Raw genomic sequence first — 9,628 nt, forward strand, 5'->3', positions numbered from 1 at the left:
TCCCGTGACGATGCCCGCGCCGCGTGAGGCGGACGAAGCCGAGATCCGCCGGCAGATCGGCAAGGTGGTTGAAGGGCTGCGGGACAGGGATCTTGAGGGTCTGGGGCGGCTCTACGCGACGGATGTCGTGTCCTTCGATGTCGAGCCGCCGCTGCAGCATGTCGGGGTCGCGGCCAAGGTCCGGAACTGGGCGAACGTGTTCGTGTTCTTCGAGAGCGTGACTTACGAGGTCCGGGATCTCGTCGTCGCCGTGGGCGGCGACGTGGCCTTCGGGCACGCTTTCGCCCGGCTCAGCGGCACGTTGAAGAACGGCACGGCCGTGAGCGGCATGTGGGTCAGGGTCACCTACGGCCTGCGGAAGATCGACGGCGCCTGGCTGATCGCCCATGACCAGGTCTCGGTGCCTTTGGACATCGTGTCCGGCAGGGGAGTGACCGACCTCGAACCCTGACGAACCGCTCACCCGAGGCTACGCCCTGCGCCGCCCCGCACCCGCGGAGACGGCCAGGGAGGCCATCCCCGTGACCGTCACGATCCCCGACTGCCTGGCCGGCGCCTGGAAGGGCGGCCCGGTCCACTCCGAGACCGCCTTCTGCGTGCGCCGCCTCATGGTCAGCAGGGCGCGTGGCCGGTTCACCGCCTGCGAACGTCACGGTCGTCACGGGCGGGGACCTCCTGGACTGCTCCGTCACCGCGGTGATCGGCCTGGCGTCCGTCGGCACCGGCAGCGCGATGCGTGACGGTCACCTGCGCACCGCCGGCTGCCTCGGGGTCGGCAAATGCCCGGCCGTGGACTGCCGCCCGGCCGGGGTCCGCCGGACCGGGGGCGGCTGGATCATCGCCGGTGACCTGACGCTGCACGGTGTCACACGGCAGGTGCCGCCGGCTGTTGAGGGGAACGGGTTCGGCTCCGGCCGGTGGGGCGGTCGGCGGGCCTGGGTTCTCGGCGGCCGCGGAGATCGACCGGTGCGGCTTCGGAGTCGGCGTCGGTGTCCCGCCGGACGCCGGCGGCGCCGCGGTGGGCGGCAAGGTGCCGATCGGCCTTGAGATCCGGGCCGTCCGCCAGAAGTGCCCCGCCCGGGACCGGCGGCCGCCCGCTGGTCCCGGGGCGAGCGGCGAAAGGCAGCCCCGCCGCCCCCGCGACGCCGGCGGCCTCAAGGGTGCCGTGTCCCTGCGCCCGGGCGGATCGGTAGAGGTCATCACCTGCTTCGGCGGCTGCCGCGGCGGCTGTCTCTTCCCCTGCCGCAACGCCGAATTCCCCTGCCGCGACGCCGAATTCCCCTGCCGCGACGCCGGGCGCGAAGGCGTGGGCATGGTGGCCGGCCTTGGGACCATCCTCCCGCGAGGGCGGCGGTCATGGTGCGAGGACGCCGCCGACGAAGGTCCGTTCAGGAGGAGAGGCGAGGAGCTCGACCATGGTCCCCGGGCGGAGGTCCTCGCCGAGGACCGAGGTGATCGCGGTGGTGAGGGCGGCGCCCAGGCGGGCGGTGATCTCGGCGGCGTCGGGGCGCTCGAACACGCCTGCGCGGACACCCAGCGTGATCGAGGCGCTGGTGTCGGCCGGTATGCCTCCTTGGGCGAAGCGGCCTGCGGGAACGCCGGACAGCCGGATGCTCACCAGAGGCCGCGCCCACTCGCCGTAGACGCCGGTGATCGCTTCGGTCAGGGCGGTCACGAGCTCGGATTCGTTGCCCGTCAGCCTGGTGTCTGGAAGATGGGCGGTCAGATGCGGCACAGTGGACCTCGTTTCCTTTGACTTCAAAGGCTTTGAGTCCAAAGATATTGGGAGGGGGTGCCGATGTCCACCGAACCGGGGGGTATCGCCGTCAGTGAGGCCGTCCGCACGCTGCTGCTGCTCATGCCCCGGCTCGTCGGCCGCGCCAAACGCCTGCCCATGCCACCGCAGTTGCGGGACCTCGACCTGGCGCCCCGGCACCTGGCCCTGCTGGCCCACCTGGAATACGACGGCCCCGCCAGTGTGAACGAGCTCGCCGACCGGCTGGAGGTGGCACCGACGACCGTCAGCCTCATGGTCAGTGAACTGGCACGGCCAGGCGTCCTGAGGCGGACCGCCGACCCCGCCGACCGCCGCCGCCGCATCATCGCCATCGCCGAGGACTACACCGAATCGATCCGCACCTGGCTGTCCGGCAGCGCCACCGCCTGGGAACACGTCATGAACGGCCTGTCGCCCACCGAACGCACGACCGTCGTCACCGCACTCCGCTCCTACGAGGCCGCCCTGGAGCACCACCACCCGCACCCCTGACCAGCTGCCTGACCACCCGTACTCCGTACTCCCCGGATCCGCATGGCGAGTCCCGCCGCCGCGCTGCTGCACCGGTGCAGAACCTCACAAGGCCGGGACGGTGGCCCTCCGCACTGAATGGCCTTCAGATCCTCCAGCGTCAGTTCGTGCGCCCCATCAGAGTCTTTGCCCGTCACCCAGGCAAGGATGCGCGGATCGGCGCGGTCGTCGTAGCGGCTGGCGTTGACTGCCGTGTCTTCAGGCGTCCGAGCCGATGATTTTCTGGATGCACTGCGCCACCCCATGAGAGCCGCCGCAGTCGTAGCTGACGCTGTGGCCGTGTCCGGATTCTTGCGGCAGGAGGGTGAGAACGCCGTCGGCCGTCCCTGCCCAGAACAGCAGCCCCTCGTCGATGATCAGGGAGGCGAAGGTGTCACGGGGGCGGAAGCCGAGCGGAGTGCACGTGCGCTACTCCCAGCGTTCGATGTTCCCTCTCACGGTGCGGAAGTGCCCTGCGGCCACCGGGAGGCCGTCCGGTGGCCTGTTCGTGTTCGGTGCGGGAGTCGGCTCTGGTGCCGGCGGGGCGGGCTTCGTCGGTGATGCAGCGGGCGCTCCGGCATAGATCTGATGACGGGTCTGCCGGCCCTCGGCTGAAGGGATGTGGAGCACCCCGAGCCCCGGAGGCGTGTCGGGAGGCAACTGTGATGCTGCCACCGCCGTTTACGGGGCCCGTACGTGTTTGGTACGCGAAATGTGCGCTTCACGCTAGGGTTGCGGGGCAGGAGGTGCTGCATGTCCGAGCTGTTCGACGCGGTCGACGCGCTCATCGCATCCCGCTCCCCGTTGCCGCCACCGGCGGAGCGCAAGCGGCTGCGCCAGGCGCACGGGCTGACGCTGGACGAGGTGGCCGCCGCACTGCAGGTGCGGCGCGCAACGGCCGGCGGCTGGGAGGCCGGCAAGACCGAGCCACGGCCGCCGGAGCGCGACGCCTACGCCCGCATGCTCAAGCAGCTCGCCCAGCTCTACCCCGCCGCCCCCAACGCCGCGGCACCCGCGAAGGACACGGCGGTCCCCGAGACGCCTGCCGTCCCGGCCGCTCCCGGGCCAACGGAAGCTGAACCGGCCAAAGCCCGCAGCGAACCCACAGACCGGACCCCGGAGGCTGCTGGCGAGAACACCGCACTGCGCCCCGCCGCCCCTGCCGCTGTACCGGGTCCGGCGGTCACGACCAGGCCGACGTCGCAGCGCCCGGCCGCGAAGAAGGCCGCCCCCGCCGGCACCCCAGCCGGTGGCGCCGATCCGCGTTTCGAAAACGGTCCGCTCGCAGTCGTCGACGTTGCCGACGGCCAGGCGTACGCGTACTGCACCGGCGGCCTGGTCCTGGACGTACCGGCGAAGTCGATCCCGGCTCTGGTGGAGTGGGCGCTGCGCGAGGGGCGGCTCGGTCAGCCGAAGTTGTCCGGACCGGGCAAGGACGCCGACCCGCTGATCGTGCTGACCGGGGCCGCGTGCGAGCGCTACGGCCTGCCCATCACGCTCACCAAAGAGGAGCGACTGGCCGGCCGGATCCCGGAGGGCCACAAGGTCATCAAGCAGCTGACGCGCGCCAACTGGCAGCTGACCAAGCGCGGGCTGGGGCCGTGGGCAAGGATCTACCGCCCCGCGCAGGGCGCGGAGCGCTCCTGCGTGCAGCTGTGCATCCCGTCGTGGGACGCGCTCGACACCCGGCACTGGGCCGACGCCGCCCAGCTTCCGCCAGCCGACCTCGCGCGGCTGCTGGGCACGTACGCGGCCCGGGTGATGACGCCGCGCGGATCGACCGCCGTGACCGGTCTGGAGCTGATGACCGCCCTGCACCCGCCGACCCGCGCCTCCGAACCGGACACGACGGGCAGGCGGCATTCCGAGCACAATCCCGGCTCGCTGGGCAAGGATCCGGTGGACTGCGCGCCGTGCGAGGCACCCGACGGGCACCCGCTCCTCACCGATCTGCCGCGCTTCCACCAGCGCACCCCGGCCGAGGTCCTGGTGGAGGAGGCGTATGACTGGGCACGCCCGCTCACCGACGCCGAATGCCTTCGCCCCCACCTGGTGGGCATCGACGTGAACATGGCCTTCGCCGCCGGCGCCAACGGCCTCACGGTCGGCCTGGGCGCGCCGGCACACGTCAAGAACCCCCACTTCGATCCGAAACTGCCCGGCTCCTGGCTGGTCGACCTCTCCCACGTCGACCTGTCCCGCGTGAAGGTCGCCAAGGACCAGTGGGCGGAGCTGAACAGCGTACTGCTGCCGAGCCCGTTCACACCAAGGGGCGAGCGCCCGACGGGGCCGGCCTGGTACGCCACGCCGACCGTGGCGTACGCGGTGGAGCTCGGCTACCAGGTCACGCCGATCGAGGCGTACGTCCGCCACGACAACGGCCGCTACCTGGACGCCTGGTACAACCGGCTGCGTGACGCCTACCTCGCCACGATGGCCGACCTCGGCGTGCACGCAGACCTGCCCCCGCAGGAGTTCCTGAAGGCGATGGACGGCTACCGGCAGCGTGATCCTCAGCTGGCGGTCGTGGTGGCCGCGGTCAAGGCGACCGTGAAGGGCGGTATCGGCAAGCTGCGCGAGCGTCCCCGCGGGGAGGGCTGGAAGCCCGGGCAGCCGTGGCGGGCCCTCGCCCGGCCCACCTGGCGCCCGGACATCCGCGCCGCCGTCATCTCCCGCACCCGGATCAACATGCACCGCAAAATCGTCAAGCACGCCGCCTTCACCGGCCAATACCCGGTGGCCATCCTCTCGGACTGCGCCGTCTACGCCTCCGACGGACCCTCGCCGCTGGACTTCCTGCCCTACCGGGACGGCAAACCGCTGCCCGGCGGCTTCAAACTCGGCATCAACCCGGGCCTGGTCAAACACGAGGGCACCCAGAGCGTGCTGTGGGGCGAGGGCGTCCGCGAGCAGTTCAACGCCCCGGACCTCAACCTCGCCCGGTACATCAAGGACGGCACCGTCACCGACGCCGACAACGGGGAGTAGCAGGCGATGAGTGTGTTCGGCAACGGCCTGGACGCCGCGGTACAGAAGGCGTTCACCCGCCCGGCGCCCAAGAGCGCGCCCGCGCAGATGCGCTACCTCGTCAAGCAGCTCAAGAGCACCAAGGCGGTCGCCCAGATGCTGCGCATCTCCCAACGCACCGTCGAACGCTACGTCAAAGACCAGATCAAAAAGCCCCGCCCGCACCTCGCCGCCCGCCTGGAGAACGAGGTGAAGAAGCGCTGGCAGCCACAGATCCGCGCCAAGGCGCGCCAGAAGGCGGCGACCACCGACGGCATCGTCATCGACACCCGCGCCCGGATCGGCTACACCGCCCCGATCGGCACGACGGACGAGGACCGCCTCCGGCACCTGACCGTAGCCCTGCCGCCCCGCTACGCCGCCCGCCTCTTCACCGCCCAGGAACAGGGCGCCAGCGACCAGCAGCTCCAGCAGATCGCCGCCGAAGCACTCAAGGAGGTGTACTTCCAGGACAACGGCCGCCGCGCCGGCCAGCTGGAGGAGGTCCGCTTCACCGACATCGAGCACCTTGAGTTCGACCTGTAGATCGGCGCCGAGGCAGCGCTGCCCCGTACAACATGAATCGCGTACCTGCCGGGAGGGGGGTGCGGGCCGACGACGGAAACGAGTGCTGTGGGCAAGCGAAATGCAGGGCGTGGCCGCTTACGGCTTCGCTAGCTTGACCTGGTGACACCTTCGACCCACACACGTCCAACGCACGGGCAGCCGGTATGACATCCGTGGCTTCGCTCTTCGCCTGCCGTCCCGAAGACGTGACCCTGGAGCGCGTTCGCGAGCTGGTTGCCATCGCGGCGGGCGGCGCGGTGGAGGCGCAGCTGCGTGCTCTGCATGGGCTCAACAGCAGGATGCACGGAATCACCGTCATGACCTATGACCAGCTCGTCTCCCAGTGCCATGCGCTACTGAGCCACGTGACCGCCGCAGACGAGGCCACCGAATCCGAGCCGAGCGAGTTGACTGCTTAGCTTTCCCGGCGTGCATGGACGGGCCGGGCAGAAGCACCCTGTCCGGCCACACGAGGCTTCTACGCCCACCGCATTCCGATCGCGGACAACTGCTCCACCCGCTCCGGTGTGAGCGCCGCAGCTCGGGAACGTTGGTTGCCGATCCAGGCCCCGAGCTTGATGTCCCGCTCCTCCTGGTCCTCGCTGTCGCCGCCGACCAGGATCGTCTCGACGTGCTTGCGGGGTACCCGCAGGTGTCCCTCGCGCTCGTAGAACTGCTGCGCGGCGGCGTAGTTGAGGGCCCATTTGTCGGCCTGAGTACGGCGTGGGCGTGGCTTCTCGTCCTCGGCCGCGGGCTCGATCCCGAGGACGTGCTCCAGCATCCACTGCTGCACGCTGGTGAGCTTGTCCCAGCCCAGGCGCTGGGTGCGTACCCACCGGCCGAGGTCCTCGCCCTGGCGCACAACCTGGCCCGGTTCGGTCAGCAGCGCGCCGCCCTCGCCCAGCTGCTGCCGGATCAGGTGAAACGCTCGCTGCCACTCGACAGGCCAGCTGGGGCACCATGAGGGGTCGATCTCCTCCAGTTGTTCGCGCCGGTCCTCGGACAGAGCGCCGGCCGACGATCCGACCGGCAGACCTTCGGCACGCCGCTGCTCGATGTCCATCGCCTTCCGCGCGGCGGCCCGCGCGTTCTTGAGCCAGATGCCCACCTTCGCGCCCTGGTAGGTGGCGTCCAGCGGCGCCAGGAGGTGCCCCTTCTCGGCAGCCCACCCGCGGGCGGCGGCCAGACCCTCCTCCCACGCGACGTCGAAGTGCGACCACACCATGCCCAACTTTTCCAGCTGCTGGACGCGGTCGGCGTCCATGTCCCCGCGGGCGTGGAAGCGGCGGGCATCGGCGATCCACTGCCCCAGCGGGAAGTTGCCCAGCGAGGCCGGCCAACCCGCCTCCACCGCCTCCAGGCCCTTCGGCACCCGGTACGTGAACGGCACCTTCAGGTCGCCGACCTGCCGCGCGTACAGCACGGCGGCCTCGATCCCGCGCCGCCAGTGCTCGTGCTCGGGGTTGAGGACCCGCAGGTTGATGAACGCGGCCAGCTGCGCCGGGTCACGCGGCGTGGAGAACTTCAGCAGCGCCTTCGCCGACGCGGACGGCCCACCGGGTCCGTCCCCGCCACCGCTCTTCTCCTTGCCCTTGGCGTCCTTCTGGACGGGCTTGTAGCGGCTCGGGGCCTGCTGTTGGGCCAGTTGTTCGACGATGCGGGTGTCGTGCGCCCTGAGCGCCTCCAGCAGCTTCGCCAGCCCGCCGAACGCCCGGGAGGTGAGCATGTTGTCCGCCGTCTCCCCGGGCCCTAGCAACACCGGCACCACAAGGCTGGCCATCTTGCCCTCGCCCGGCTGCATCCGCAGCGCCCGCCCCACCGCCTGGACCAAGTCCGGCATCGAGCCGCGCACATCCGCGAAGTACACGGAGTCACAGTTTCGGGTGTCGACACCTTCGCCCAACACCTTCACCGAGCTCAGGAAGCCCTTCTCCACGACCGTGCCGTCCGTCGCGATCCCGTCGGTGAACTCCCCGAGGACCCGCCGCCGGTGGTTCGGCTTGTGGTCACCACACAGCCAGTCCGCCCAGACCGTACGCGGGTACAGCTCCGGGTCGCTGTCGTGCAGCTGCGCCGCGACGTCAGGAAGGCCGGCCGCGAACGCCTCAGCCTCGCGGATCTGGTGGTGGAACGAGAGCGTACGGCGGAACCCTTCCTCCGAGGCCGCCTTCACCAGAGCCGTCTGCAGCGCGGCGAGCCGGGCCCCGCGCACCTGCTCCGACCTGCTGTCCGCACCGAGCAGCACGGCCGCCTGGAGCTGGCTGTCGGTGACGTCCACACACACCACCTGGTACGGCGCACAGATTCCCCTGTCGATCGCCTCCGACAACGTCAGGGTGAAACACCTACTGCCGAACGGGCCGTTGGGGTCGTCCTCCATGCTGGCCACCAGCTCGCCCGGAGCGCCCTGCTCAGAGTCCTCATCCAGCTGCCACAGCCGGGGCGTGGCCGTCATGTACAGCCTGCGCAGGGACGGGATCTTCTGGTTGTTGTGGACGACCGCCCAGGGCTTCCCGATCCGGCCGGAACAGCGGTGGGCTTCGTCCACGATGATCAGGTCCCAACCAGGAAGGCCGGCCTCGTGGGCGCGCTCCAGCGTGCCAAGTCCCAGGCTGGCGTACGTGGCGAACACAGTCACCTTGTCGAACGGCCGCACCCAGGAGACCAGCTCGTCCACGTCCGTGGTGTTGGGGAAGGTCACCTGGTCCCCACGCAAAGACGACACCCCGATCATCGGGCCCGTGCGGCCGCCAGCGCGCCAGGAAGCCTCGGTCTGGGCGAGCAGATCGAGCGAGGGCACGAGCACCAGGACCCGGCCCGCGTGGAGCTCCTCAGCGGCTCGCGTGGCTACGAGGCTCTTGCCCGATCCGGTCGCCATGATCACCTGGGTGCGAAGCCCTCGCTCGGGCACAATAGATCTTGCAGGAAATTCGAGGGCACGGAGTACCGCGTCCACGGCTTCACGCTGATGAGGCCGGAGGCTATGAACTGCCATTTCCTGCACCTTCCGTGGCGGCCGTTAGTAGTGAGCACCTTATTCCAGAGTCTATCTTAAGAAGATTTTGAAGCAGACTCAGGGAATCCTCACCGCCGCCCCGCGCACGACGCGACCCCTAAGCTGGGCATCATGGGACAGACCTCGATATGGCGGAGCCTCTACGGATGGTTCTGCTCTCTTCCCGCCTTCAGCCAGGGCATCATCTTCCTGGCGTTCTTCCTCGCTCTAGGCTTCCCACTCCTGAGTCTGTTTCAGGGGGAGTTCCGCTCAGGTGACGAGAGGCACTCGCAACAGCACTCGCGCCGTGCAGTGGCCTATCACGGAGGTGAAGGGGCAGCGCTCGGCGCACTCGACTCTGGAAGAGTGAACCCACTCACCGTCCGTACCGACAGCGCAGCACGCCTTGCATGTCAGCTCATTGCTTCGTCCAGCAGTGTGGACGTGATTTCGGACACTCAAGAGGATTGGTATCAGGGCTGTATCGACACGTTGGTTGGCCGCTCACCGAATCCCCCCAGGTAACCCTTCTCGCCGTCCGACACCCCCCGATTCCTCCCGCGCCAGTCCCACCGCCTCCCCTCCTCCTTGCCGCCGCTTTTCCCACCGGTTCCCCAGCAGGCCGGGACTGTTGGGGCAGGAGCGCAGCGGAGGCCCCGTTCCGGGCTCAGGCTGGGGCGGCCGCAGCGCGGCCGCCCGCGCGTGACGCGCAGCGGCTCGCGCGCAACTCGCGGGCGCAGCCCGTGAGTTGATGCCACGTCACGCAGTGACGT

Annotated in this window: 9 protein-coding genes; 6 read left to right on the forward strand and 3 right to left on the reverse strand. The window is 69.9% G+C overall.

What is annotated here, in order from left to right; translation table 11 throughout:
• Nucleotides 1–10: 10 nt before the first annotated feature.
• Nucleotides 11–451, forward strand: coding sequence for a YybH family protein (locus ACFWYS_RS35285; RefSeq protein WP_384777833.1), 441 nt, complete (start codon nt 11–13; stop codon nt 449–451).
• Nucleotides 452–469: 18 nt separating this feature from the next.
• On the opposite strand, the gene ACFWYS_RS35290 is transcribed toward ACFWYS_RS35285, so the two are convergent.
• Complete coding sequence (locus ACFWYS_RS35290) at nt 470–610, reverse strand: hypothetical protein (RefSeq protein WP_384777792.1); 141 nt, start codon at nt 608–610, stop codon at nt 470–472.
• Nucleotides 611–624: 14 nt separating this feature from the next.
• Between ACFWYS_RS35290 and ACFWYS_RS35295 the strand changes: the two genes are divergently transcribed.
• Nucleotides 625–1,047, forward strand: a complete 423-nt coding sequence (locus ACFWYS_RS35295; protein WP_384777795.1) for a YceI family protein — start codon at nt 625–627, stop codon at nt 1,045–1,047.
• A gap of 307 nt (nt 1,048–1,354) precedes the next feature.
• On the opposite strand, the gene ACFWYS_RS35300 is transcribed toward ACFWYS_RS35295, so the two are convergent.
• Nucleotides 1,355–1,735, reverse strand: coding sequence for a hypothetical protein (locus ACFWYS_RS35300; protein WP_384777798.1), 381 nt, complete (start codon nt 1,733–1,735; stop codon nt 1,355–1,357).
• A 63-nt stretch (nt 1,736–1,798) separates the two neighbouring features.
• Here ACFWYS_RS35300 and ACFWYS_RS35305 point away from each other — a divergent pair, with 63 nt between their 5' ends.
• From ACFWYS_RS35305 to ACFWYS_RS35320, 4 genes are all read left to right on the forward strand, one after another.
• The gene (locus tag ACFWYS_RS35305; RefSeq protein WP_384777801.1) at nt 1,799–2,269 is read left to right on the forward strand and encodes a MarR family winged helix-turn-helix transcriptional regulator; all 471 of its coding nucleotides are present in this window, start codon (nt 1,799–1,801) and stop codon (nt 2,267–2,269) included.
• Nucleotides 2,270–3,040: 771 nt separating this feature from the next.
• A complete protein-coding gene (gene tap, locus ACFWYS_RS35310; RefSeq protein WP_384777804.1) occupies nt 3,041–5,275 on the forward strand; it encodes a telomere-associated protein Tap in 2,235 nt (744 codons plus the stop codon).
• A 6-nt stretch (nt 5,276–5,281) separates the two neighbouring features.
• Entirely contained in the window at nt 5,282–5,839 is a 558-nt protein-coding gene (gene tpg / locus ACFWYS_RS35315) for a telomere-protecting terminal protein Tpg (RefSeq protein WP_384777807.1), read from the forward strand.
• Between the two features lie 194 nt (nt 5,840–6,033).
• Nucleotides 6,034–6,279, forward strand: a complete 246-nt coding sequence (locus tag ACFWYS_RS35320) for a hypothetical protein (protein ID WP_384777810.1) — start codon at nt 6,034–6,036, stop codon at nt 6,277–6,279.
• 59 nt (nt 6,280–6,338) lie between these two features.
• Here the strand turns inward: ACFWYS_RS35320 and ACFWYS_RS35325 are convergent, their stop codons facing one another.
• Complete coding sequence (locus ACFWYS_RS35325; RefSeq protein WP_384777813.1) at nt 6,339–8,855, reverse strand: Helicase associated domain protein; 2,517 nt, start codon at nt 8,853–8,855, stop codon at nt 6,339–6,341.
• Between the last annotated feature and the right edge of the window lie 773 nt (nt 8,856–9,628).

The organism is Streptomyces sp. NPDC059010, assembly GCF_042740355.1.
Taxonomy (GTDB): domain Bacteria; phylum Actinomycetota; class Actinomycetes; order Streptomycetales; family Streptomycetaceae; genus Streptomyces.

Coding starts and splice junctions, on each gene's coding strand:
- ACFWYS_RS35285 (WP_384777833.1), top strand. CDS start 11: ATGCCCGCGCCGCGTGAGGCGGACGAAGCCGAGATCCGCCGGCAGATC.
- ACFWYS_RS35290 (WP_384777792.1), bottom strand. CDS start 610: ATGAGGCGGCGCACGCAGAAGGCGGTCTCGGAGTGGACCGGGCCGCCC.
- ACFWYS_RS35305 (WP_384777801.1), top strand. CDS start 1,799: ATGTCCACCGAACCGGGGGGTATCGCCGTCAGTGAGGCCGTCCGCACG.
- tap (WP_384777804.1), top strand. CDS start 3,041: ATGTCCGAGCTGTTCGACGCGGTCGACGCGCTCATCGCATCCCGCTCC.
- tpg (WP_384777807.1), top strand. CDS start 5,282: ATGAGTGTGTTCGGCAACGGCCTGGACGCCGCGGTACAGAAGGCGTTC.
- ACFWYS_RS35325 (WP_384777813.1), bottom strand. CDS start 8,855: ATGGCAGTTCATAGCCTCCGGCCTCATCAGCGTGAAGCCGTGGACGCG.